The organism is Streptococcus infantis (assembly GCF_001579645.1).
Lineage (GTDB): Bacteria > Bacillota > Bacilli > Lactobacillales > Streptococcaceae > Streptococcus > Streptococcus infantis_E.
On sequence record NZ_KQ970818.1, the window covers coordinates 752,392 to 776,667 of the forward strand.

The window sequence follows — 24,276 nt, forward strand, 5'->3', positions numbered from 1 at the left end:
GCATCAATGATATTTTGAAGGACTTGTTTGTATTCACGGTAGGCAGTTACAGTATCGCGAGTAGAAGCTTCCTCTTTTGAAAGCTCCATGAAACGCTTGGTATCAGAGACCACATCAGGGTCGCTCAGCAATTCTCCCAACTCTTCATAACGGTCTTCTACAGCTTGTAGTTGATCATAGATGTTCATTCTTATTGATTCTCCTTATTGATTTCAGGCGCAAAATAATGTTTACGGCAAACCGAGATATAGGTTTCATTCCCACCTATCTGGATTTGTTCTCCTTCATAAGTAGGTTTTCCATCTAGCGTACGTAGTACCATGGTCGCCTTTTTCTTACAATACTGGCAGATGGTTTTGATCTCATCAATTTTATCTGCTAATAACAATAGATGTTTAGATCCTTCGAACAGCTCATTGCGAAAGTCGTTCTTCAAACCAAATGCCATGACCGGTATATCTAACTCATCCACAACACGAGCTAAATCATAAACATGATGACGCTTCAGAAACTGGGCCTCATCAACCAAAACACAGTAGGGTTTAACTTCCAAATCTCGAATCAAACCATAAATATCTGTATCATTTTCGATAGCAACTGCTGGTCGCTTCATGCCAATCCGACTCGACACATAGCCTATACCGTCTCTTGTATCCAGAGCCGAAGTCATGATAACAACTCCCTTTCCTTGCTCCTCATAGTTATAGGCTACCTTGAGAATCTCGATGGTCTTTCCTGAATTCATGGTCCCATAACGATAATACAACTGTGCCATGTTTCTATTTCACGTCCATTTCTAATTTTCTGCTACATTCTAGTATATCATATTTTCCAAAAGCTTTAAACGGCAAAATGTGGTAAAATAGAAGAAATCAATAACTAGTGGAGGAAGCTATTATGCCATTTGTACGCATCGATTTATTTGAAGGGCGCACGCTCGAGCAAAAGAAAGCCCTAGCAAAGGAAGTAACTGAAGCTGTGGTTCGTAACACTGGTGCACCACAATCTGCTGTTCATGTCATCATCAACGATATGCCTGAAGGAACTTACTTCCCTCAAGGGGAAATGCGCACTAAGTAAAGCTTAAGCGATCTGCTTAGGCTTTTCTTTATAAGTGGCATCCGTTGAATAAAAAACTTTATTTTGTTACAATTTTAAGAGATATTTGTATATAAATTGTTAAAAGGAAATGAAATGATTACACGTGAATTTGATACCATTGCTGCAATCTCGACACCGCTTGGTGAAGGAGCTATTGGTATTGTCCGCTTGAGCGGAACAGACAGTTTTGCCATTGCGCAAAAGATTTTTAAAGGCAAAGATTTGAGTCAGGTTGCTAGCCACACACTGAACTACGGCCACATTGTTGACCCTTTGACTGGTAAGGTTATGGACGAGGTCATGGTAGGAGCTATGAGGTCTCCGAAGACCTTTACTCGTGAGGATATTATCGAGATTAACACCCACGGAGGGATTGCCGTAACCAATGAAATTCTGCAACTGGCTATCCGTGAAGGGGCTCGCATGGCAGAACCTGGTGAATTTACCAAGCGTGCCTTCCTCAATGGTCGTGTAGACTTGACTCAGGCTGAGGCAGTTATGGATATCATCCGTGCTAAGACTGACAAGGCCATGAATATTGCAGTCAAGCAACTAGACGGTTCTTTATCTGACCTCATTAACAATACTCGTCAGGAAATTCTCAATACACTAGCACAAGTAGAGGTGAATATCGACTATCCTGAGTATGACGATGTGGAAGAGGCTACTACTGCTGTTGTCCGTGAAAAAACTTTAGAATTTGAACAACTCTTAACCAATCTCTTAAAAACGGCACGTCGTGGGAAGATTCTCCGAGAAGGGATTTCAACAGCTATCATTGGTCGTCCAAATGTTGGAAAATCAAGCCTTCTTAACAACCTTCTACGAGAAGATAAGGCCATTGTAACTGACATCGCTGGGACAACTCGAGATGTCATCGAAGAATACGTCAATATCAACGGTGTTCCACTTAAGTTGATTGATACTGCTGGTATCCGTGAAACAGATGATATCGTCGAGCAAATCGGTGTTGAACGCTCCAAAAAAGCCCTCAAGGAAGCTGACTTGGTACTACTTGTCTTAAACGCCAGCGAACTTCTAACTGCCCAAGACCGACAACTTCTTGAAATCAGCCAAGATACCAACCGTATCATCCTACTGAACAAAACTGACCTACCTGAGGCTATTGAAACTGAAGAACTTCCTGAAGATGTCATCCGTATTTCGGTCCTCAAAAATCAAAACATTGATAAGATTGAAGAACGGATTAACAGCCTCTTCTTTGAAAATGCTGGCTTGGTCGAACAAGATGCTACTTACTTGTCAAACGCCCGTCACATTTCCTTGATTGAAAAGGCTGTTGAAAGCCTACAAGCTGTTAATGAAGGGCTGGAACTAGGTATGCCAGTTGACTTGCTTCAAGTTGACTTGACCCGTACTTGGGAAATCCTCGGAGAAATCACAGGGGATGCTGCTCCAGATGAACTCATTACACAGTTGTTCAGCCAATTTTGTCTGGGTAAATAAGAAAAAACTAGGCCAAAAAAATGCTAGTCACCTAAAAAGAGGTTGGGACAAAACGATTCCGACCTCACTTTTTATTATAAATCATAATTTGACGCGGTAGCTGATTGAACTTTTTGTTCGTCTTTTAGACTCCAAAAAGCTCCTAATCATCCTCGCGGGGCTGGGACTACGAAATCAAGACTTTGTCTATTGATTTCTGTCCCACCGCCTTTTCTTTCACCTTCTAAGCTATATCCTGCCTAGCAGATATTTGAAACAAACTTTACCAGTTCTTTTCTATTTTCACTTAGTCTTTGGGTAATTTGCCAGCTTTTTCAAGCATTTTTTTGATTAAATAAGGCATCTTGACATTTTCACGACCTTTTTTCTCAATTAATTTTTTAACAAATTCTGGCATTTGTAAGTCTTGTGATTCATCTAAAATATTCTTAGTTTCATCCGAAGGGACTAATTCATCAAAGGTTTCTTCTTCTGGGAGGAATTCTCTAAATTCTTTATGTTCGTTAGCTCGGACAATATTGACCAAGGCATCAATCAAACGAGAATCTGTATTTGGCATTGGTGGACGATGGTAGTTCACCTCCAATTCCTGACACAAGTCATAACATTCCACATCGTTGTCAAACAAGACTTCAATATGCTCACTGATAAAACTAATAGGCACAAAAATATAATGCTCTGGATGTTCTTCCTGTTCTCTAAGATATTCCAGGACATCTGGTTTAATCCAGGGGATACCAATGTCACTCTCACTCTGCCAAGTGTTGGTATATTGCTCTGGTTTCAAGCCTAATTTCTCAGCAATTAACTTGCTATTTTCGAAAATCTGGTCGATATAGGGATCACCAAAATCCAAGGCAAAAATGGGCACACTGTGGGCAGAAAAGATGACTTTAAAGCTATCCTGTTTCACCTTTTCTTTTAAAATTTTAGCAATTTCATCTGCCCAATAGTTTAAGAGTGCTTCTTCTTGATACCAGTCCTTAATAACTAAAAACTGAATTTGTTTGCTTTCCAGAAACTTTTCGTACCCCATGACAGAGTAAAAGGAATAGTGTGGCTCCAAAATCAAGCAAATACACTTTTCAATTCCATCTGCTTCCATTTGCCGAATCACATCTGGAATAAAAGGGGTTGAAAATTTATTGGCAAAATAAACACTATATTCATTTCCCAATCTAGCATCTACTAAGGCAACTTCTTCACGGGTAATTTTTTGTAGTGGGGTTCCTCCAATTCGAACATAATTATCATAAAGTGTTTGAATTTCATGGTCTTGAGGTCGAACTCCACGACGAATGTTAGTAAAAAAGTCTGCTACTCCTTCAAAGGTAATCTCTTCTGGGGAACCAAATGTCATCATTAAAATCGCTTTTTTCATCTCTGCATCCTTGTGATATTTTTATCTTTTTTATTGTATCACTAAAACAGCCATAAGTAAACGCTAACATAAGAATGTTACCTCCCTTCTGACTTTTGTTTTTCTCTTCTTTCTATGATACAATGGTTTTAAAAGAAGGAAAAAAGGAGTTACGATGAAATATCCAACATTGTTGGAGCGTTTTTTGACTTATGTCAAAGTCAATACTCGTTCTGACGAACATTCAACCACTACACCAAGTACCCAAAGTCAAGTAGACTTCGCAACCAATGTCCTCATCCCTGAGATGAAACGTGTTGGTTTGCAAAATGTTTACTACCTACCAAACGGTTTTGCTATCGGAACCTTACCAGCCAACGACCCAAGTTTGACTCGTAAGATCGGTTTTATCTCCCACATGGATACAGCTGATTTTAATGCTGAAGGTGTCAATCCACAAGTTATTGAAAACTACGACGGTGGAGTTATCGAGCTTGGCAATTCTGGTTTCAAGCTTGATCCAGCAGATTTTAAGAGTTTAGAGAAATATCCAGGGCAAACCTTGATCACTACTGATGGAACTACTTTGCTCGGGGCTGATGACAAATCTGGTATCGCTGAAATCATGACAGCTATCGAATACTTGACTGCTCATCCTGAGATTAAACACTGTGAAATCCGTGTCGGCTTTGGTCCTGATGAAGAAATCGGTGTTGGTGCCAATAAATTTGATGCAGAGGACTTCAATGTTGACTTTGCTTATACAGTTGATGGCGGACCTCTTGGGGAATTGCAATACGAAACTTTCTCTGCTGCAGGTGCAGAACTTCACTTCCAAGGACGTAATGTCCACCCAGGAACTGCTAAAGGGCAAATGGTCAATGCCCTTCAATTAGCCATCGACTTCCACAACCAACTCCCAGTAGGTGACCGACCAGAATTAACAGATGGTTACCAAGGTTTCTACCATCTCATGGATGTAACAGGTACTGTTGAGGAAGCGCGTGCTAGTTACATCATTCGTGACTTTGAAAAAGAAAGCTTCGAAGCGCGTAAAGCTGCCATGCAAGCTATTGCTGATAAGATGAATCAAGAACTTGGTAGCGATCGGGTAACCTTGACTTTGACAGACCAGTATTACAACATGAAGGAAGTCATTGAAAAGGATATGACTCCAATCACCATCGCTAAAGCAGTCATGGAAAGTCTTGATATTACACCAATTATCGAGCCTATCCGTGGAGGAACAGACGGTTCTAAAATTTCCTTTATGGGAATTCCTACGCCAAATATCTTTGCTGGTGGTGAAAATATGCACGGACGTTTTGAATACGTTAGTCTACAAACAATGGAACGTGCAGTTGACACCATTATTGGAATTGTAGCTTATAAAGACTAAAGAGATCGGGAAAAAATTCCCGACCTCTTTTTTTATCAGCAGTCTACTTTTGACACGGTAGCTGACTGAACTTTTTGTTATTCTGCTACTTTTTCTCTTGTTTCTGGAGAGCTAGTTGCAGGAGTTAAGGTTGACTCAGCTTGTTTATCGTTTGTTTCTTTATTTGCTGTTTCGGTGTTAGCTTCAGCTGGCTTGACTTTGGATTGAAATTCCTGGTTTAATGAGACAATTTCTTGAGCAAGTGCTAGAAGAGCTTGCTTGTCTTTGCTTGCAGCTGACAATTTATCAAACAAAGCATCCACCTTTTCAAAGTCTGCATCAGAACCATTATTCCTTTCTAAATAAGTATGAAGGGCAATGACACCATTATAAAGTTTTTGATAAAGAACTAAAACCTCTGGGTCTTGGTTGGCATTCTCACGTTCAGTCTGAATGGTTTGTGAAATACGCTTCAGAAGGTCTTGGACTTGCGTGTTTAGTTCATCAAGGTCTGCATCGTCTTTCTCTAAAGCAGCTTTCAGGTTTTTCACCTCGTCAGCAAGTGAAGCTTTCACTCCTTCTTCGTTGACTTGAGCCACTAACTCTTCAGCTTTTGTTAAGAGTTCTTCTACTTGATCTTTTCGAACATGATTACTTTGTTCCTCAGGCTTAATATCATCATACAAACCTTTCAAAAACTCATAGACTGCTGTTTTAGCACTATGGCCATCCACTTTTTCAGTATCTAAAATCGTTTCAGAAGGTTTACTTGTAACAGGTTCATTCTTCAGAGCTTCTTCAACTTCTAGTTTTGTTTGATAGATTTCTGGGAACAGTTTGTTCAAGTCAGTCGCCTTAAGGAAGGATTGGGATTGATAAAGTGTCCAAGTTAAGTTAGCAACTTTATGTCTAAGAGTGTCATTTAAGTGATTATCAGATAAATGTTGATAGAAATACTTAATGTACTCGACTGTTGTAACTCCAGTTCGATCATTGAAATCTTGTAGAGCTTGTAGTTTTGCTTCTACTGCATCTAAGCCAGCCTTATCTTGAGCCAATTTATTTTCTTGGAGCTGAGCCAAGAGATCCTTCTTAGGAAGTCCATAAGCATCCGTATCCAAGGTATTAATCTTATCTACTAAAGCTTGATATTTCTTGTCTAAAGGACTGATTTCTGTTGGTTTTACACTAGCATCAACATGGATATACTGCTTGTCAAAGAGATCTAATGCAGCTAGATAACCAGCTGTAGAGTTGGTTGAGAGCTTCTTCATATTTTCAGAGAATTGTCCCAAGGCAAGCTCAATCTGTCTCTGTAGAATTGGTTTATCCTTGTAAACTTCTCGGCTTTCTGCTAGAAGCTGGTCAACCTTATTTTGAACAGTCGCTTCATCAAAGGCTCCTGGTTGGTAGTTGGATTGCAAGGCAGGAATCTTATGTTTCAAAGCCACTTCATAGCCTTTAGTTTGTACTTTGATGTAGTGATTATGGTCACCGTGAGGAATGACAAAGCTACCATTTTCCACCTGCAAACTATATGGAGAGACACCATCACGAAGGGCAGTTGTATAGAGTTCGTTTAGGAAATCAAGCTCTGCATCGCCTGTTTGAAGCGGAATACGAACGTGTTCTTTTCGAACTGCATAAGGGTGAATATGAGTTGGGTCGTAAGCCTGGTCTGGATTTCCAAATACAAAGAATCCATTTGAAATTCGGATAGCTTCAAGCGGAACACCATAGGTTTTAGAGATATAAGCTATCTTTTCTTCATCGCTGGCATCTCGAGAGAAACTTTCTACAGTCTTGGCAAGAGGTTTAACAGGTTCTGCCTGATGTTGACCATGCAGATGCTCTTGAGCTGCCTTTATCTGCTCTGCTGACAAATCTTTTTTAAAGAAATAGTGGGCATGATCTCCATGTGAAACTACAAAACCTTGCTCATCTTCTCTAATCACACGCTCAGCGGCAAAGCCATGATCATGTTCATCTTCATGGTTGTTCTTATGAGTTACATTTTCATGATCACGCTGAACTGTTGGTTTATTTTGATTTTCTAACGGCTTTGTTAGTGTTAAGGCACCGCCAAGTGGTATCAAACGAGCAATTTTTTGCTCCAAAGCAGACATACTACTATAAGGAATGAAATGGTAGTGATTGCCGTGTGGAATCGCAACTCCTGATGGTGTTCGACTGGTAATTTTAGCTGGGTCAAATACCAAACCATCAGATTCTTGATAGCGTTGACTAACTGGTAAAGCATATAACTGAGCAAGAAGACTTTGGAGGCTATCCTCTTGATCTACTGGGATGCTTGTTGCTGGGCTATCGGCTTGAGAACTTGGTGTAACACTTGGATTTGGTTTATAATCCGTCAGGCTTGGTTGACTTCCTCTTCCAGCTAGATAGGCTTGAGCTGCTGCTAATTCACTTGAAGATAGGGCACTCTTTGGAACGTAGTGATAATGCCCACCGTGAGGAACGATATAAGCATCCCCTGTATCTTCAATAATATCTGCAGCATTAAAGACATAACCATCATCCGTTGTATATCGACCTTGTGCTCTGGCAGCAAGAACTTCCTCACTTGCACTACCACTATCTGATGTGTGTTCTTGTTTTTGCTGCTCGATTTGTTCTTTGGTACGGACATTATCAGCATGGCTTGCATCTTTTAGATAGACATAGTATTTACCGTCCACTTTGATGATATAGCCACCTTTAATCTCATTGACAATATCTTGATCACGCAACTGATAGTTCGGATCCTTCATGACCAGTTCTTCACTAAAGATTGCATCATAAGGCACCTTACCATTATAGTAATGGAAATGGTCGCCGTGGGAAGTCACATAACCTTGATCAGTGATCTTGGTAACAATCTGTTCAGCTTCTATTCCTTCCTTCTTGCTAACTTGGTCTGGTGTCAGAGATTCATTCTTCTTAGCTTCAGATCCTTTACCGTCAACATAGGATACACGATTATCATCTTTTTTCTCAGGTGCTTGATGTTGATTTAAAGCATAAACGCAGACACTTAAAGCAAGGACCACTGCAGATCCTGCTAAATATTTTTTATTAATCTTCATAATCTCCTCATTTCAATTCTTCAGATAAGATAGCCATATTTTCTTCTAGGTTTTCTAAGTAGGACTTCTCATTTTGTGGGTCTGCCTCTAAAGGATTGAGGGTTTTCAGACTCACACCTGTTGATTTGACAAGTGTATCAGCTACCTTTGATGAAGCGTTACTCTCTGTAAAGATAGTTTTGACCTTATAAGTCTTTACAAATTCCTGGATTTCAGTCAATTGTCTTGGACTTGGTTCTTGATCAGGAGAGATTCCTGCAATCCCAAGCTGATTGAGTCCAAATCGTTTTGCCAAATATGAAAAGGCTGTGTGTTGGGTCACAAATGTCTTTTGATTAGCTTTTTCAAAGATGGGTTGGTATTTCTTGGTTAAGTCATGAGCCTTGGAACTAAGGTTCTGTGCATTTTTCTGATAGGTATCCTTGTTGGCACTGTCCAGTTCGGATAACTTATCAGCAATTATCTGTGCTTCTTCTGCAACCTTTTCAGGATCTAACCATGTGTGAGGATCGTACAAGGTCTTCTCATCAATTCCATCTCCAGCCTGCATATCTTCTAACCCAGGCACGCGCTCCAAGGTCATACCTTCAGATGCTTCCAACACCTTTACCTTGGACTTTTGTAGGCTTGGATCCAAACTTCCCGCCCATGACTCTAATGTATGAGAATGATAAACAAAAACATCGGCATCATAGATGGCTGCAATATCATTTGCAGATGGTTCGAAGGAATGGATACCAGAACTAGACTGAATCATCCGCACATCATTCAAATCACCTGAAACCTCTTTGACCATAGCATAGACAGGATAAAAACTGGTCACAATCTTCATCCCCTTAGTTTCATCACTCTTGTCTTGACTGGTCTTTTGTCCACAAGCTCCTAAAACGAGAGCAAAGAAGGCAATCATGAGCCATAGGATAGTTCTTTTTTTCATAACAACTCCTTAACTAGTATTTAACCATTTAATTAACTAGTAAACATTTTACTCCTTAAAATTTAAAATGTCAATATTTTTTTGCATTTTCATGAAAAAAGTGAGAACTAGATTTCATTATCAGTTCTTACTGGTTATTTTTATACTCAATGAAAATCAAAGAGCAAACTAGAAAGCTAGCCGCAGGCTGTACTTGAGTACGGCAAGGTGAAGCTGACGTGGTTTGAATTTGATTTTCGAAGAGTATTAACTCACGAATTTTAATCGTTTTGACTAGTTTTAGGCTTACTATTTTTTAGTAAGGCTATGAGATGTTCAGCTTGAGCCATAATACCATTGTTATCCATAGTACCTAGTGTTAGATTATTACGTAAACCAGCTAAGGTTTCGCTAGCATTGGATTTCACTCCTGCATCTGTCACATTCTTTAATAACTCCTCTGCTTCTTGTAGTTTAGCTTCTATCTTTTCAGTCTCAACCTGTGGTTCTTCCTCTGGAGATTCTTCTGGTTCATCAGCTGGTTTAGTATCCTCTGGCTTTTCCGTTTGCGGTTTCTCCTCAAGAGTTTTTTCATCTTCAGTTTTTTCTGTCTGAGGTTTCTCCTCATTTGGTTTTTCATTATTTGGTTTTTCATTATTCGAATGGTCATGTTGTCCATTTTGGTTTCTTAGAACATGGTCACTTGCATTTCCCCAACCACTATCCGAATGCGGACGCTCGCTTGGATGCTCGACATAGTACTTCACAGTCGCAAAAAGATCTTCGAGCGCATATCCCTTAGGAGCTTCGTAAAGCCCTTCATCAAACCATTCAAACTTGATATTATGGTAATGATCAAAGTGAGGGATAATCAAGTTACCATTTTTGACATCAACTGCATACTGTAGATTGTAAGGCATGCGATCTAGCGGTACCTTCTTCTCAGCTTTTACCCGATTATAGATAGCTTCTGCTCCTTTTGCTTCCGATTTTGTTGAGTTCTGATTATCTGTCGAAGGAGGCGTCAATCTCTTCTCTTTGGCATAAGCCTGAGCAGTTGCCCTCTCAGCTTCGGACAAACTATCCTTACCAATCCAGTGACTATGCCCCATATGTGGTGTTACATAGGCGTCCCCCTCATCACTGATAATATCATGGGCATCAAAGATGTAGCCATCCGATGTTGTATACTTATCTGCTAGCTGGGCTACACGAACTTCATCGTCACTATACTCGATTTGTGAGTTTGGCTTACCAAGACGTTCTGGATGACTAATCGGTGCAATAAATTTAAGCAAGTCATCGACAAAGGCTACCTTGTTTACATGTTCATCATTTAATCTTTCTAGCAATTGATCTAAAGTCTGGAAGTCAAATAGCCGTCCCTTATTTTCAAGTAGGTTCCTATGCGTTTGCTCCAACAAACTATAGGCCTTATCATAGAATTCCTGATCTCTAGGAGCTATTGTGCTTTTCTTCTCCGCTAGGGTATGAGATGGTGTAGCCACCTTATTTAGTTTTTTCTCAAAAGCTATAAGATTCTCTTTAGACAAATCCTTAGTCAAGACATAACGTAAAACTCCCTTTTCTTCTAGGACATACCCCTGACCAACTTTTCTGACTACTTGTTTGGCAAGCTCCTCATTAGAATGGTTATCAGGAAGTGGAACTGGTGCTGGTTGCAGATTTGGGACAGGCCGAGGGACTGGCTTCAAAATAAGATTTGGCTGTAAACTAGTAGCTCCAGGAACGGAAACAATTTTTTGATTGCCAACTGGAATCATCCGTGCAATCTTTTCTTCCAACGCAGACATCTGACTATATGGGATAAAATGGTAGTGATCCCCATGAGGTACCGCTACCCCATTTGCTGTTCTTTTCGTGATTTGAGCAGGATCAAAAATCAAACCATCCGATTCCACATGGCGTTCTGATAAAGGTTTGGCATACAATTCACTTAAAAGTGTTGAAATGTCTTCCCCTTGATTTTGATGATAACTTGGTGTGACAGTCAGATTTGGAGTCTCTGTCAAAATTGGTTGGACTGGATTAGCATTATCACTACTTGGTTTACTTGAGCTTGTAGAAGAATGTGAGCCCTGCTTCCCATTCCAATAGGCTTGGGCGGCAGCCAATTCTCCTGCTGACAAATCACTCTTAGGGATATAGTGGAAATGATTTCCATGCGGTACAACAAAAGCGTCGCCTGTATCTTCAATCACATCTGTCGGACTAAAGACATACCCATCATCCGTTGTATAAGCGCCTCCAGTTCCTCGATTTGGTGCCGGCGTATTGAGATTAAAGTTTGGTTTAATGGTTGAACTTGGTTTCTCAGAACTGCTTGGTTTCGGATTATCAGCATGACTTTGAATTGGCTGACCTCCAATTGGGAGATTTCGAGCCAATTTTTCTTCCAAAGCAGACATTTGCGAATAAGGAATGAAATGGAAATGATCTCCATGAGGAACTGCCACACCATTGACAGTACGTTTTGTAATCTGTGCTGGGTCAAATACCAATCCATCAGATTCCACATGACGTTGGCTAAGTGGCAAGGAGTACAATTCTTGAAGGAGACTATCCAAGTCCTCATTTTGACTCTCAGAAGTTGTTGCATAATCTTGAGGAGCCTCAGATTGACTCGTTCTCACACTAGATCTTGTTTCACCTCTGCTTGAACGGTATTCAACGGTACTTAATTGACTACCTTTACCAGATAAGAAGGCCTGAGCAGCAGCGAGTTCACTAGCCGATAAGTCACTCTTAGGAATATAATGGAAGTGATTGCCATGGGGAACGATATAGGCATCACCTGTATCTTCTATGATATCAGAGGCATTAAAGATATACCCATCATCCGTTGTATAGCGTCCTTGAGCTCTGGCTGCAACTACTGCTTGATCGTTAGAACCACCCCCGTGATTACTACTATGTTCCTGCTTCTGACGTTTAATCTCTTCTTTTGTACGAATATTGTCCGCATGAGCCGCATCCTTAAGGTAAACATAGTATTTCCCGTCTACCTTAATCACATAACCACCCTTAACTTCGCTGACAATATCCTCATTTCGAAGTTGATAATTCGGATCCTTCATCAGGAGTTCCTCACTAATAATAGCATCATAAGGAACCTTGCCATTAAAGTAATGATAATGGTCTCCATGTGAAGTTACATAGCCTTGATCGGTAATTTTAACAACAATTTGTTCAGCATTAATCCCCTCTCGCTGACTAACCTCATCTGGTGTCAGATTTTCAGTCTTAGCACTAGCCTGATTTCCTTCTATATAAGACACACGATTAGACTCTTTGCTAGTCTGTACTGCTTGGTAACGCCCCAATTCATAACTTGAAAGGCTTAAAGCCAAAAGAGCTACTGAACCAAGAACATATTTTTTATTGATTTTCATCTTAATACACTTTCTATTTCATTTATTCGTTAAAGAAGTACTACACTTTTTCCTAAAGAACTTACTTAATCAGTTAAATATCTATTTAGAAAAATTACTCACTTTTAAAACTCCTCCTTCTATTTTCTATTTATCAAACAAGATTTGAGTAATTGAGTTAGTTCTCTATATACTTAACCAGTTATTTAACTAGTTAAGATTTTACTCCTATCACATAAATCTGTCAAGAATTTTTTTGACTTTTAGGTAAAATCTAGATAAAAAGGATTTAGTCATGCTCTATGCAAAACTAAATCCCATATTATGTATATTAGTAATACTAAGCTATTTTTATTCTTCGATTAGCTTATTCAATAATCTGTGTCTCAGCTAATTTTTTATACCAGTGAGCTGATTTCTTTGGATAACGTTCTTGTGTATCGAAATCAACATAGAAAAGTCCGTAACGTTTTTCATAACCATTAGACCATGAAAAGACATCCATCAACGACCAGATAAAGTAGCCTTTTACGTTTGCTCCATCTGCTATAGCATCAGACAAGACTTCCAAGTGTTGTTTCACATAATCAATACGGCCATCATCGTAAACAGTATTGTCCACAAATTCATCTTTGTATCCAAGTCCGTTTTCAGTGATGTAGATCTTCTTGTAGTTTGGATAATCTTTCTTGACACGCATGATTTGATCATACAAACCTTGAGGGTAGATGATCCAGTCCCAGTCAGTACGAGGTACATAGTCAGGAGCTACACGACGTCCAACACCTTTGATTTGGTATTTAGAGCTTCCTTTTTCTCCTTTACCATTGTGGATGATCACAGTTTCACCATCAAAGGCTTCCATCCAGTCACTCATGTAGTAGTTAATTCCAAGGAAGTCGTTCAAATCTTGAGCTGCTTCAAGTGCTGCAAAGTCTTCGTCACGAAGATCTAGGCTACCACCATTTACTGATAAGATGTGGTTTACACCTTCCATTGTTGCATCTGAATAGTGTCCAAGGTATGTAGCATCCAAGATAAATTTGTTGTGGATGATATCTTCCAACTCAGCAGCACGAACGTCTGCAGGATTTTTAGGATCCAATGGATACTTAGTTGGAAGGGCGTGAACAACCCCGATTTCACCTTTATAGCCTTTGTCTTTGTACAATTTCACAGCACGAGCATGAGAAACCATCATATTATGGTGGGATTGGAAGACTTTTGCCAAGTCGTATTGAATACCTGGAGGGAATTTTCCTACTAAGTATTGACCATCACCGATTGGTCCAATTTCATTAAAGGTTGTCCAGTAGTTTACTTCTGGGAATTCTTCAAAACAAAAAGCAGCATAATCTACAAAGTGTTCGATATTTCCACGATTCAAGAAATCTCCATTTGAGTGAAGAGCTTCTGGGGTATCAAAGTGATGAAGGGTTACAAAAGGTTCTACATTGCGCTTGTGGCATTCAGCAAATAAATTATGATAAAACTCGACACCTTTAGGATTTACCTCACCATATCCTGTCGGAAAAATCCGTGACCAAGCGATTGAAATACGAATACCATTGACGCCATACTCTTCAGCTAACTGAAGATCTACTGGATATTTATGGTAGAAATCGCTTGCTGGTTCTGCTGTATACCAATAGTTATCAGCTAAGTATTTGTCCCAAGCAACTGGTCCTTTTCCGTCAGTATGGGTAGCTCCTTCCGCTTGATAGGCAGCCGTTGCCCCACCAAAAATAAAATCTTTAGGAAGTGTTTTTGTCATTTTTTCACCTATTTCTTGATTGTATTAAATGAAAAGTGAGGGGAGAGGAGTTAGTGAGCCATCCATCTCCATCTCACTTCTTGTACCAAGTCACCAAATAGTGACATAAAGGGGGAAAACAAATTTATAACTATAAGAAAATCTTAGCGATTTCCGTGATGATAGGAGACTGTTTTACAGCCCCTACCATTAATCAAATTGCGCCTGAACAAATGCAAGAGCACCTTTACCATCACGAGTCAACTTGATGTATTGAGCTCCTTCAGTCTTAGCCAATTTGATTCCAAGTTTATCTGTTTCAGCCTTCATGTCCTCATAGTTTGATGCTACTTGAGGAGCAAGGATAACAAGGTCAAATTCTGGCAACATTTCACGGTGAGCACCGTAACCACCAGCAGCGGCCTTCACAGGAACATTGTATTCTGTAGCTGCTTTGTTCAAGGCGTTGGCAAGAAGTCCACTTGTTCCACCACCTGCACAGAGAACAAGTACGTTGGTTTCTTCTGTAATTGTATTTTGTGCTGATTCTACTCCAGCTTTTTCAAGGATAGCATCAGCTTTAGCAGTATTGAAGTTTGCGGCTACTTTTTCTTTTAATTCATCGTTGGCTTTACCAGAACGTTCTTCTTCAAGAATTTGTTCGTCATAAACTTTAAGGAATGGATAGTAGATTGCAATATCCACTACAATTAACAATGCTGCAAGAGCAAATGACAAGAACTGGAAGTTTGTACCAAGAACAATACCTAGAGGCCCAGGCGTAGTCCATGGAAGGTTGGCAGTAAATGAATTCATGCCGAGAGTTTCGATAAAGAACTTAAAGATCCATACGTTTGCAATAGGTGCAAAGATAAATGGAATAAAGAAGATAGGGTTCAATACAAGTGGAGCACCAAACAAGATTGGTTCATTTACACCGAAGAATGTAGGAACTACTGAAGCACGTCCGATTGCACGATTACGCTTAGACTTACACAACCACATAAACATGAAAGGAACTACTAGAGTTGCTCCTGTACCACCCATAGTGACGATAAACATTTGTGTACCAGATGTAAGGATCTTATCAGCGTGCATACCTTGTTGAAGAAGATTCAAGTTGACTTCGGCATTTGCATAAGTAATCGCTGCAATCGCAGGTTCAACGATAGATGGGCCGTGAATACCGACAAACCAGAAGAAGGCAAAAGCACCAAAGATAATAGTAATACCAAGATAACCGTCTGCTGCTGAGAAAAGAGGTGCAAAGAATTTTCCGATTGATTCTGCAACGCTTGCACCAACAAATTGACGAGCGAGCAAGTCAAGAGCATAGAGAGAAACAACTGAAAGCGTAAACGGAATAACGTCTTTAAAGACTTGTGAGATATTCGGTGGAACTTCGTCAGGCATGCGAATAGTAACGTTGTTCTTCACACAAACCTTATAGATAGCTACAGTTACAAAAGCTGCCAGGAAGGCTGAAAGCAACCCTTTTGTTCCTAGGAAACCAGTTGCAAAGCCACCCTCGATTGGGTCAGCTGCTAACATCAGTAAACCAACAATAGCCGCCAATAGCGTTGACATATAGTTGATTTGGTTGGTTTTCTCCATACTACGATTGACGGAGTCTGTTAAAGATTTAGCAGTGGTACCAGCTACCAAGACTGCTAGAATCCCCATAGAGTAGCTGTAAGGTTTCATCAAAAGTGCTACTACTTCATCAGACCATTTAAAGCCCCAAGAGTTTGGAACAAAAGCAATCAAGATAAAAATACTTGAGAAGAGAATGACAGGCATTCCAGCGATAAATCCATCTCGAATAGCACGAAGATAGATATTTCGAGATAGTTTTTCAAAGAAAGGCTTCCCTTTCTCGATATAGGCAATTAACTTATTCATTATTTAGCTCCTCTTTTATAAAGTTCAATTAAATGATGCACCAAATCTTTTAGCAAGATTGTTGTCATCAGGTGATCTTGTCCGTGCATCATTGTGATGCTGTATGGAATTTCTTCCCCTGCAGCTTCTTGAGCAAGCATAGATGTTTGCGCTTTGTGAGCTTCCGCAATGCAACCTGCTGCTTCTTCAACAAGAGCTTCTGCTTTAGCAAAATCGCTAGCTTCAGCAGCCTTCAAAGCTTCTAATAATTTTGAACGAGCATCACCTGCATAGGCAACGATTTCAAAACCTAACAATGTTACTTCTTCTCTATTCATGATAGAATTCTCCTTATATATTTTTTAGTAAAGCGTTATGACAATAAACGTTGGATGTGTAGAACAAGATAAACTCGTTCACTCTTGTAGAGGTCAAGACCAGTTTCCTGAGCAATGACCTCATAAATTTTGCTACCAATCTCGAATGCTTCTGGATAGGTATTCTTTATATGTTCTTCCATATCGAGCAAGGATTGATTATCATCGCGACTACGATCCAGATAATCCAAGAAATAATTTAGATGAATCATAAAGCGGTCGTAGAAATTATTATTTTCAGGTGTTCGCTGGATTTTATAACTCTTCAAAACGCTTTCGACCCTCTTTAAAATTTCCTTTCTCTTATCAATCGACTCAACAACTTCGACTTCACTCTCACCTTCGGCATTGATGAAATGATAAGCGATACGAATGATTTCGTCTTCAGGAAAATTTTCTGTCAGTTTTTGACGATAAATTTCAAAAGCTTCTTGTGCAATTTGAAAAGCGATAGGATATTTGGCAGAAATGTCAGGCAAGTTACTATCCTTATAGCGTCCTTGGCTAATAGCCTGATAAGAACAATAGATATGGTCTGTCAGAGTGACGTATAGATACTCTTGGACAGGATATTGATATTTTTTAGAAAGATTATCAATAATCTCATAAGTGACCGTAATAAAATCAAGCGGTACATCCTTTAGAAGAGCCATAAAGTTTTCTCGCGACTCTTCTGTTTTCATCCGAAAAACTTTTTCAACCTGATCCTCAGAAATCAAATCTCCTTTCTTCTTACCGAACGAAATACCCTTACCAATTACGATCAACTCCTCTCCCTTGCTATTCCGCACGAGAGAAACATTGTTATTCATTGGATTTAATATCCGATACATGGCAACCTCCTTGCCCTATTATTTAAGTTTTGTGAGCATAAAAAATGACCACAAATGAACTCAAAAAATATACATCTGAGTCATCTGTGATCATGCCTAATATTACTTAGTAACACTCACTTTGTATTAACTTGTGATTTAAGTATAGCACAAGATTTTTATTTTGTAAACCTTTACATACAACTTTTTTTAAAAGTTTTTTAGCTAGGTTTTAGGACATAAAAGGGGGGAAATTTAGACACGTTCAGTCCATGAAGTAGCTGTTGTTTGAAGTACTTTATTGAGTTCATCAATGTTTTCAAATCCAGTTGTACGAAGCCATTCGCGAGCTGCTACTTCACCTTCTTTGATATAAGGTTCAACTGAACCCGCCCAAGTAGCACGACCACAAAGTACACCGTTGAAACGAGCACCTGAATCATGAGCAAAGACAAGTGTTTCTTGGAATAATTTAGCTGATACACCTGCACTCAAGTAGATGTATGGCAAGTTAGTAGCTTCATCTTGAGCTTTGAAGAATGCTGCTGCTTCTTCACGGCTGTAAACGACTTCTCCATCACCAAATCCTTCAACATATTTCACGTTTACTGGAACTTCAACTTTCAATACGTCGATGTTGAAACGTGGATCAGAGAATACTTTCATAGCTTCGATAACTTTACGAGGTTTTACTTTCGCATATTCTACAGAACCTGCATCAGCAATCTTTTCATCGTAAGCCAAGATTTCCAAGAAGAAAGGAATATCTTCGGCAACACATTCAGAACCAACACGTTCGATGTAAGCTTGTTTTTGTTGGTTCAATTCATCTGAACTATCTACATCGTAGTAAAGCAAGAATTTAACTGCATCTGCACCTTGTTCCTTGATACGTTTTGCAGACCAAACATCCAAACAGTCAGGCAAACGTTTTGTACTTGAAGTATCATATCCTGTTTTTTCGTATGCAAGAAGAAGACCAGCTTCTTTATCCAAAGCTTTTGTTGCAGGAAGTCCGTATTCAGGGTCAAGAAGCATAGATGAAGCGTATTTTGTCAATTCATCCGCTACCAAGACTTTAAGTTCTTCCATTTGAGCTACTGTTGGCTCTTCTGTTTGGTATTGAGCCATAAGGCGTTTCAAAGCACCACGTTGGTCAAAAGCAAGAGCTGAGATGATACCATTCTCATTAGAGAGTTTTTGCATAGAAGCGCGTTTATTTTCTGTTAAAACCATTTTATACCTCTTTCACTACTAGTTGGTCATATAGGCCTTGATAGTTTGCCATATTGACATGACCGGTCATTTTTTCTTGAGCATTTAGCATACCAAGGACATTAGCCTTAGTCAGTAATTCTTGATCAGATTCTTTATGGAACAATCCTGAAGCAATACCTGCTACTGTAGAATCACCAGATCCAACTGGGTTTACAACTTGGATTTTTGGAATATCTACTTTATAGAAAGTGTCCCCGTGCTTAGCAAAGGCACCATTAGCACCTAAAGAAACGATGATCCACTCGATTCCTTCAAATAGCGGTTCTTCAAGAACCTCTTTTAATTCATCCAAATCTTTAGAAATTTCTCTTCCTAAAAGTTGAGACAATTCTTCATTATTTGGTTTGATAACTGTTGGCTTATGTGGAGATTCAAGAACCGCCTGAAGTGAAGCTCCTGAACAGTCCAAGACAACAGGTTTACCAGCTTGGTTAGCAAGTTCAACCAGACTAGCATAATAATCCACTGGAAGTCCTGCTGGTAGACTACCTGAAATGGCCACTACCTCTACAGTCTCTAAAAGTTCTTTGAAATGAGCCAAGAAATCTTGGCCTTCTTTTTCTTGAACTTCAGGACCTTTTTCTAAGATTTCTGTTTGGTTTTCTCCATGTAGAATTGCGATACAGTTACGGGTTTCACCTTGAATAGAGAAGAAACGTTTGCTTACATTATTATCAATATTTTCTACTAAAAAATCACCAAGTTTACCACCGACAAGTCCTGTTGCGACTACAGAGTCACCAAATTCTGATAGGACCCGAGTAACATTAAGACCTTTACCACCAGCCGTTTTCGTAACATCTACAACACGGTTGACAGTGTCAATTTTTAATTCATCCAAAGGATAGGAAATATCAATGGATGGGTTCATTGTGACTGTTAAAATCATAAGTCACCTCTTAGTCGTGGTATTCACCACGATCCCATTTTTCAAGGAACTCTGTAAAGAAGTTGGCATCAGTTTGATGATCGTTATGAGTTTCAACGTGTTGAATTTTAGCGATCAATTTTTTGTTTTCTTCAGATGGTTTGTATTCAGCGTTGATGAAAGCATCAATGATATCACACATGAGCAATTCACCAGTGATTTTACCACCAAATCCGATTACGTTGGCATTCAATTGTTCTTTTGCATATAAAGCTGTTGTCATATCGCGAACCAAAGCAGAACGAACACCTGGAACCTTGTTAACAGCGTTATTGATACCTACACCAGTACCACAGATACATACACCAAGATCAGCTTGGCCACTAACTACTGCTTCACCAACTTTTTTACCAAAAATTGGGTAGTGTGTACGAGCGTGATCATAAGTACCAAAGTCGATGACTTCATGTCCTTTTGATTTCAAAAATTCTGAAACCGCCATTTTTTCATTTGTTACGATGTGGTCACATCCAATTGCAATTCTCATTTTTATCTTACCTTTCTTTCAATATAAAAATTAGCACATTTTGTTCAACATGTCGACACGGATTTGGTGACGACCGCCGTCATACTTACCATTTACAAAGCCTTTAGCAATGTTTTTAGCCAATTCGTCACCAACGAGTTGAGCACCCATAGTAATCATACGTGAGTTGTTGTGACCACGAGTCATATAAGCTGAACGTTCGTCAGATACTTCTGCAGCAACCATTCCTTTGATTTTAGTTGCAACCATAAATGGACCTGCACCATAAGCATCAATGACAATACCAAGGTTTTGTTCTTCTTTTTTAACTTCTTCAGCAACTGCAAGAGTTACATCAACGAAGTCTTGACCTTCAGCTGTAACATCCACAACGTGGAAGTTTTCTTTTTCCAAGAAATCTTTAACGACTTCTTTCAATCTCAAACCTGCAGCATCTGCACCAATAACAATAGACATATTGTATACTCCTTTTTTATATAGACCAGTAAAAATATTTTGGATCTGGATTAAAAAATCTCCTTCACCAAGTAGTTACTAGTAGTTTTTGTTGACTATTTTAGTTTAAGAATGATTCATCTAATCACTCTTTGTAACTTCTCCTTGGAGAAATTGGAAGAATAACTTGTTAAAACAAACACAAATTGTTCTTTCTAAACATAATATACTACTATTGTTTAAAAAAGTCAACAGTTTATGTTTGTTTTTGTTTATTTTTTAGAAAATTTCTATATCAAAACCAATTTGATCACTTTGACCTGGATTTAAGATTCGAACATTTTTCTTATCTTCTAGATGATCGCCCTCTTCAACTGAAGTTGACAAACCTGACCAAGGTTCCAGAGCAAGGAAGGGACCTTTATTAAGAGTTGACCAAACGATGAGGTTTGAAAACTCTTTAAAGTCTAGTTTTAATCCCTTATCATGCTTACGTGACCGTAAGAAAACAGAGCGAGAGGCTAACTCATCTAAAGTCACAGCATCATAGCTAAAGAAATCATAGTTTAGATCCAATTCTTTTTGATCTTTTAACCAGCTACTTCTATCTTGAAAATCCAACATTCCTGTTTCTGGGAATGGCTTAGGAACTGTACAAGTTTCTGGCTTTTCAAAGTCAAGATAGTAGTCTTCATAAGCCTCATCATCAAATAAAGGACAGTTAAAGCCAGGATGTCCACCAATAAAGTAAGGCATTTTCTTATCTGTTTCCTTATTGGTAACTTGATACTGTGTTCGAATAGTATTTCCAATAACAGTATAAGTTATTTCTAGACGAAAATGATAGGGATAATTCTCATACATTTCTTGGTCATCTTCGATCGAAAAAGTTACAGAGTTCTCTGTTTGTTCCACTAATTCAAATTCTTTTTTTCGAACCAATCCATGACGTGGAATTTTACCTGTTACTTGACTACCATCTGCTTGATGATATAAGACAGTATCATTTCTAACGGATCCACAAATTGGAAATAAAACAGGTGCTTGTCCACTCCAATAAGTTGGATCTCCCTGCCACAAATACTCAATTCCATCTTTGTCTTTTATTGAAGAAAGTGCACCACCAAAAGTTTGAAACTGTACACTTAACTGTTCTGTTTTTAATTCAATCATTAGAATTACCTCCATTTATTTAAGGCCTAAAAAAACTAGGCTGTCGACTCCAGATTTGGAAACTGACAACCTAGTTTTTACAATTTACATTTTTAGGAGCGAATTATTTTGCGTTTGCTGCGTATTCTTCATTACGTTTGATCATTTGTTTTCTGTACCATGCAAAGATACCAACGTAGAATACTAGGAATACTAATGCGCCAAGGATAGCTTTGATATCACCAGTTGTAGCATTACCAATTGCCCAACCAAATAGTTTTTCGATTGGTCCTTCAAGAGTTGAGTGAGTAATCAATTGAGTTTGGCTTACACCTTCTGGGAAGGCACCTACACCTTTAGCAAGTTCTGTTGCAAATGGTGCGATAAGTGTACCTGAAAGAAGGAAGAGTGGCAACAAGAGTGTTCCGAAGATAATCATACGGAGCAATTTACCACGAGTAACTACCAAGAGAGCTGGAGTTACACCCATTGCGATGATACCAGCAAGTGGCAAGATACCATTTCCGACATTTGAAAGAAGCACAGCTTCAACCAACATGATTGGTGCAAGTACGTTGGCACAAGCCCAGATTTCAGCACGACCAGCGATAAATGGCCAGTCAAGACCGATGTTGAATTTACGTCCTTGAAGACGTTTAGTAGCAACGTTTGTAATACCTTGTGAAAGTGGTTCTACGGCTGCGATGAACCATGAACCGATCAATGAGAAGAGCTCCAAGCAGACACCGGCAGTCAAACCAAGTGACAACCAACCTTTAATAACAAGTTCCCATTTTTCAGCACCTTCAACACCAGCAACTGGATGTGGAGTTCCCATCAAACCGATAACGATACCAAGGATGAAACCGATGAAGAATTTAGATCCCCAGAAACCGATTCTCTTGTTCAATTTAGCAGCGTCAAAGTCGTATTTATCAAGACCTGGGAAGAGTTTATCAAAAATCTTATCCAAAACCATGATAACTGGGTTCATCATGTAGTTCATGTGAGTTGAAGTCATTGGTGATGAACTTGGTGCGTTAAGAAGGTCATCAAATGTTGGTTTCATCAAGTCAGAGTTGATGATTTTAAGAACCCCAACAAGGACAACTGCTGCAGTCGCGATGAAGAGTGAAACTCCTTGGCTAACTCCATTGTTGTCAGCGTACCATTTAATCAAAAGACCTGTGATAGACAAGTGCCAGATATCAAAGATATCGACGTCAAGTGTATCAGTTTTCTTCATTGCAAGCATTACAATGTTGACGATCAACATCACAAGCAAGAAGTAAAGTGTCCAAGCTGAACCCCAAGTGATTGTAGCAAGTGGTGCCCAACCAACGTCGGTGATGTTCAATTGAATACCAGTATTTTCAACGAATTTTGCAAGAGAAGCTGAGAAAGCTCCGTTAAGCATTCCGATGATAGCACCGATACCAGTAAGTGCGATGGCAAGTTTGATACCACCTTCAAGTGCTTTGGAGAATTTCACTCCAAATAGTAAAGCCAATACTGTCAAAATGATCAGCATGATGATTGGGCCACCCATATCCAAGATTGGCTTGAATACTTTATTGGCCAAGTCAATAATGAAATCCATAATTTTCCTCCCTTTATTTTTATGGAATATTTACAAATTAATAATTAGCTTAGACCATGTTCTTTGATAGCTGCTTCAATATTGTCATAGACTGGAGCGCTCATAGCTGGAATACGGAACAAGATTGGTCCTGCTTCAACAACTGGGATACCTGGTTCAAAACCTAAATCAGTAGCAGCGATTGGTGTGAAGATATCATAACCTTTAATCAAGTCTTCATTGACATCTTTTACCATAACGGCATCACATTGAACATCGTACCCACGGTTAGAAAGTTCTTCTTCAAGAGCACTTTTAATTTGGTGGCTTGAGTTAACACCTGCACCACAAGCAGCAAGAATTTTAATCATTTGGATTTCCTCCGTTTTTATATAAAAATTATTAACAAATTAAGCAGTCGCTTCTGAGATATATTGGAACAAAGCTTCAGGTTCCTTAATCTTAGACAGCGCTTCAAGATGACCATTGCCTGTAAAGAAGTCCATCAACTGTGCAAGAATATTTGTTTGACTTGAACTTGAATTGTTGATGATAAAGAAGAGTAATGATACTTCTACTTCCTTATCAGGGGCAATCATATTGTGGAACGTTACTGGTTTTTCCAGACGAACCACGACAACATTTTCAGTTAGATTATGAATTGTATCAGTATGAGGGATAGCTACGTTAGGCAAATCCTTCCCTAAAAACTCCATATCCAAACCAGTTGGGAACGATTTTTCACGTTCAATCAAGGCCGATCGATAGGTCTCTGTAACAACTTTCTTTTCTTCCAGTAGGGTTGCAACTTGATCGAAAAGTTGCTCTTGATTATCTGCTTCTAAGCAAAAGACTAAGTCTTTGTCAAAGAAATGGTCTAATCCCATGACCTTC

21 protein-coding genes are annotated in these 24,276 nt (G+C 39.2%); 3 read left to right on the forward strand and 18 right to left on the reverse strand.

The features are described 5' to 3' along the window. Together SINDD18_RS03635 and SINDD18_RS03640 are read right to left on the reverse strand one after the other, a co-directional pair. On the reverse strand, positions 1-188 hold a 188-nt coding region (locus tag SINDD18_RS03635), incomplete at its 3' end, for a PCRF domain-containing protein (protein ID WP_153014409.1). Positions 189-190: 2 nt separating this feature from the next. Continuing rightward, positions 191-775 (reverse strand): thymidine kinase, encoded by a 585-nt coding sequence (locus SINDD18_RS03640; RefSeq protein ID WP_061863115.1) that lies wholly within the window; start codon positions 773-775, stop codon positions 191-193. A 122-nt stretch (positions 776-897) separates the two neighbouring features. Here SINDD18_RS03640 and SINDD18_RS03645 point away from each other — a divergent pair, with 122 nt between their 5' ends. Continuing rightward, the gene (locus SINDD18_RS03645; RefSeq protein WP_001117401.1) at positions 898-1,080 is read left to right on the forward strand and encodes a 4-oxalocrotonate tautomerase; all 183 of its coding nucleotides are present in this window, start codon (positions 898-900) and stop codon (positions 1,078-1,080) included. 114 nt (positions 1,081-1,194) lie between these two features. After that, positions 1,195-2,568, forward strand: coding sequence for a tRNA uridine-5-carboxymethylaminomethyl(34) synthesis GTPase MnmE (gene mnmE / locus SINDD18_RS03650; RefSeq protein ID WP_061863116.1), 1,374 nt, complete (start codon positions 1,195-1,197; stop codon positions 2,566-2,568). 286 nt (positions 2,569-2,854) lie between these two features. On the opposite strand, the gene hemH is transcribed toward mnmE, so the two are convergent. Next, positions 2,855-3,949: a ferrochelatase gene (gene hemH, locus SINDD18_RS03655; protein ID WP_061863117.1), complete on the reverse strand. Its 1,095-nt coding sequence runs from the start codon at positions 3,947-3,949 to the stop codon at positions 2,855-2,857. Positions 3,950-4,103: 154 nt separating this feature from the next. Here hemH and pepT point away from each other — a divergent pair, with 154 nt between their 5' ends. Continuing rightward, positions 4,104-5,327: a peptidase T gene (pepT, locus tag SINDD18_RS03660; protein WP_061863118.1), complete on the forward strand. Its 1,224-nt coding sequence runs from the start codon at positions 4,104-4,106 to the stop codon at positions 5,325-5,327. Between the two features lie 77 nt (positions 5,328-5,404). Here pepT and SINDD18_RS03665 read toward each other — a convergent pair whose 3' ends face one another. From SINDD18_RS03665 to SINDD18_RS03735, 15 genes are all read right to left on the reverse strand, one after another. Next, positions 5,405-8,392, reverse strand: a complete 2,988-nt coding sequence (locus SINDD18_RS03665) for a pneumococcal-type histidine triad protein (RefSeq protein WP_061863119.1) — start codon at positions 8,390-8,392, stop codon at positions 5,405-5,407. Between the two features lie 7 nt (positions 8,393-8,399). Continuing rightward, entirely contained in the window at positions 8,400-9,329 is a 930-nt protein-coding gene (locus SINDD18_RS03670) for a metal ABC transporter solute-binding protein, Zn/Mn family (RefSeq protein WP_061863120.1), read from the reverse strand. Positions 9,330-9,589: 260 nt separating this feature from the next. Then, the gene (locus SINDD18_RS03675; protein WP_061863121.1) at positions 9,590-12,721 is read right to left on the reverse strand and encodes a pneumococcal-type histidine triad protein; all 3,132 of its coding nucleotides are present in this window, start codon (positions 12,719-12,721) and stop codon (positions 9,590-9,592) included. A gap of 346 nt (positions 12,722-13,067) precedes the next feature. Beyond that, complete coding sequence (gene lacG, locus SINDD18_RS03680) at positions 13,068-14,474, reverse strand: 6-phospho-beta-galactosidase (protein ID WP_061863122.1); 1,407 nt, start codon at positions 14,472-14,474, stop codon at positions 13,068-13,070. A 189-nt stretch (positions 14,475-14,663) separates the two neighbouring features. Further along, a complete protein-coding gene (locus tag SINDD18_RS03685) occupies positions 14,664-16,355 on the reverse strand; it encodes a lactose-specific PTS transporter subunit EIIC (protein ID WP_061863123.1) in 1,692 nt (563 codons plus the stop codon). Continuing rightward, entirely contained in the window at positions 16,355-16,672 is a 318-nt protein-coding gene (locus SINDD18_RS03690; protein WP_049527213.1) for a PTS lactose/cellobiose transporter subunit IIA, read from the reverse strand. Before SINDD18_RS03690 ends, SINDD18_RS03685 begins: the two co-directional genes overlap by 1 nt. Before the next feature lie 35 nt (positions 16,673-16,707). After that, the gene (locus tag SINDD18_RS03695) at positions 16,708-17,544 is read right to left on the reverse strand and encodes a PRD domain-containing protein (protein WP_061863124.1); all 837 of its coding nucleotides are present in this window, start codon (positions 17,542-17,544) and stop codon (positions 16,708-16,710) included. A gap of 234 nt (positions 17,545-17,778) precedes the next feature. Next, positions 17,779-18,759 carry a tagatose-bisphosphate aldolase gene (gene lacD, locus SINDD18_RS03700; protein ID WP_061863125.1) on the reverse strand — a complete coding sequence of 327 codons (981 nt, stop codon included), beginning with the start codon at positions 18,757-18,759 and terminating at the stop codon, positions 17,779-17,781. A 1-nt stretch (position 18,760) separates the two neighbouring features. Next, positions 18,761-19,690, reverse strand: coding sequence for a tagatose-6-phosphate kinase (locus SINDD18_RS03705; RefSeq protein ID WP_061863126.1), 930 nt, complete (start codon positions 19,688-19,690; stop codon positions 18,761-18,763). 10 nt (positions 19,691-19,700) lie between these two features. Continuing rightward, the gene (gene lacB / locus SINDD18_RS03710; protein WP_049526277.1) at positions 19,701-20,216 is read right to left on the reverse strand and encodes a galactose-6-phosphate isomerase subunit LacB; all 516 of its coding nucleotides are present in this window, start codon (positions 20,214-20,216) and stop codon (positions 19,701-19,703) included. 30 nt (positions 20,217-20,246) lie between these two features. Beyond that, entirely contained in the window at positions 20,247-20,672 is a 426-nt protein-coding gene (lacA, locus tag SINDD18_RS03715; protein ID WP_000029280.1) for a galactose-6-phosphate isomerase subunit LacA, read from the reverse strand. Positions 20,673-20,930: 258 nt separating this feature from the next. Next, positions 20,931-21,824, reverse strand: coding sequence for an aldose 1-epimerase family protein (locus SINDD18_RS10370; protein ID WP_081108242.1), 894 nt, complete (start codon positions 21,822-21,824; stop codon positions 20,931-20,933). Positions 21,825-21,927: 103 nt separating this feature from the next. After that, entirely contained in the window at positions 21,928-23,403 is a 1,476-nt protein-coding gene (locus SINDD18_RS03725) for a PTS galactitol transporter subunit IIC (RefSeq protein WP_061863127.1), read from the reverse strand. A gap of 44 nt (positions 23,404-23,447) precedes the next feature. Further along, a complete protein-coding gene (locus tag SINDD18_RS03730) occupies positions 23,448-23,753 on the reverse strand; it encodes a PTS sugar transporter subunit IIB (RefSeq protein ID WP_000590576.1) in 306 nt (101 codons plus the stop codon). Between the two features lie 39 nt (positions 23,754-23,792). Continuing rightward, positions 23,793-24,269 carry a PTS sugar transporter subunit IIA gene (locus SINDD18_RS03735; protein ID WP_061863128.1) on the reverse strand — a complete coding sequence of 159 codons (477 nt, stop codon included), beginning with the start codon at positions 24,267-24,269 and terminating at the stop codon, positions 23,793-23,795. Positions 24,270-24,276: the final 7 nt, after the last annotated feature.

Coding starts and splice junctions, on each gene's coding strand:
- SINDD18_RS03695 (WP_061863124.1), bottom strand. CDS start 17,544: ATGTATCGGATATTAAATCCAATGAATAACAATGTTTCTCTCGTGCGG.
- lacG (WP_061863122.1), bottom strand. CDS start 14,474: ATGACAAAAACACTTCCTAAAGATTTTATTTTTGGTGGGGCAACGGCT.
- hemH (WP_061863117.1), bottom strand. CDS start 3,949: ATGAAAAAAGCGATTTTAATGATGACATTTGGTTCCCCAGAAGAGATT.
- SINDD18_RS10370 (WP_081108242.1), bottom strand. CDS start 21,824: ATGATTGAATTAAAAACAGAACAGTTAAGTGTACAGTTTCAAACTTTT.
- SINDD18_RS03640 (WP_061863115.1), bottom strand. CDS start 775: ATGGCACAGTTGTATTATCGTTATGGGACCATGAATTCAGGAAAGACC.
- SINDD18_RS03725 (WP_061863127.1), bottom strand. CDS start 23,403: ATGGATTTCATTATTGACTTGGCCAATAAAGTATTCAAGCCAATCTTG.
- SINDD18_RS03690 (WP_049527213.1), bottom strand. CDS start 16,672: ATGAATAGAGAAGAAGTAACATTGTTAGGTTTTGAAATCGTTGCCTAT.
- mnmE (WP_061863116.1), top strand. CDS start 1,195: ATGATTACACGTGAATTTGATACCATTGCTGCAATCTCGACACCGCTT.
- SINDD18_RS03665 (WP_061863119.1), bottom strand. CDS start 8,392: ATGAAGATTAATAAAAAATATTTAGCAGGATCTGCAGTGGTCCTTGCT.
- lacD (WP_061863125.1), bottom strand. CDS start 18,759: ATGGTTTTAACAGAAAATAAACGCGCTTCTATGCAAAAACTCTCTAAT.
- SINDD18_RS03645 (WP_001117401.1), top strand. CDS start 898: ATGCCATTTGTACGCATCGATTTATTTGAAGGGCGCACGCTCGAGCAA.
- lacB (WP_049526277.1), bottom strand. CDS start 20,216: ATGAGAATTGCAATTGGATGTGACCACATCGTAACAAATGAAAAAATG.
- SINDD18_RS03730 (WP_000590576.1), bottom strand. CDS start 23,753: ATGATTAAAATTCTTGCTGCTTGTGGTGCAGGTGTTAACTCAAGCCAC.
- SINDD18_RS03670 (WP_061863120.1), bottom strand. CDS start 9,329: ATGAAAAAAAGAACTATCCTATGGCTCATGATTGCCTTCTTTGCTCTC.
- SINDD18_RS03735 (WP_061863128.1), bottom strand. CDS start 24,269: ATGGGATTAGACCATTTCTTTGACAAAGACTTAGTCTTTTGCTTAGAA.
- SINDD18_RS03705 (WP_061863126.1), bottom strand. CDS start 19,690: ATGATTTTAACAGTCACAATGAACCCATCCATTGATATTTCCTATCCT.
- SINDD18_RS03675 (WP_061863121.1), bottom strand. CDS start 12,721: ATGAAAATCAATAAAAAATATGTTCTTGGTTCAGTAGCTCTTTTGGCT.
- pepT (WP_061863118.1), top strand. CDS start 4,104: ATGAAATATCCAACATTGTTGGAGCGTTTTTTGACTTATGTCAAAGTC.
- SINDD18_RS03685 (WP_061863123.1), bottom strand. CDS start 16,355: ATGAATAAGTTAATTGCCTATATCGAGAAAGGGAAGCCTTTCTTTGAA.
- lacA (WP_000029280.1), bottom strand. CDS start 20,672: ATGTCTATTGTTATTGGTGCAGATGCTGCAGGTTTGAGATTGAAAGAA.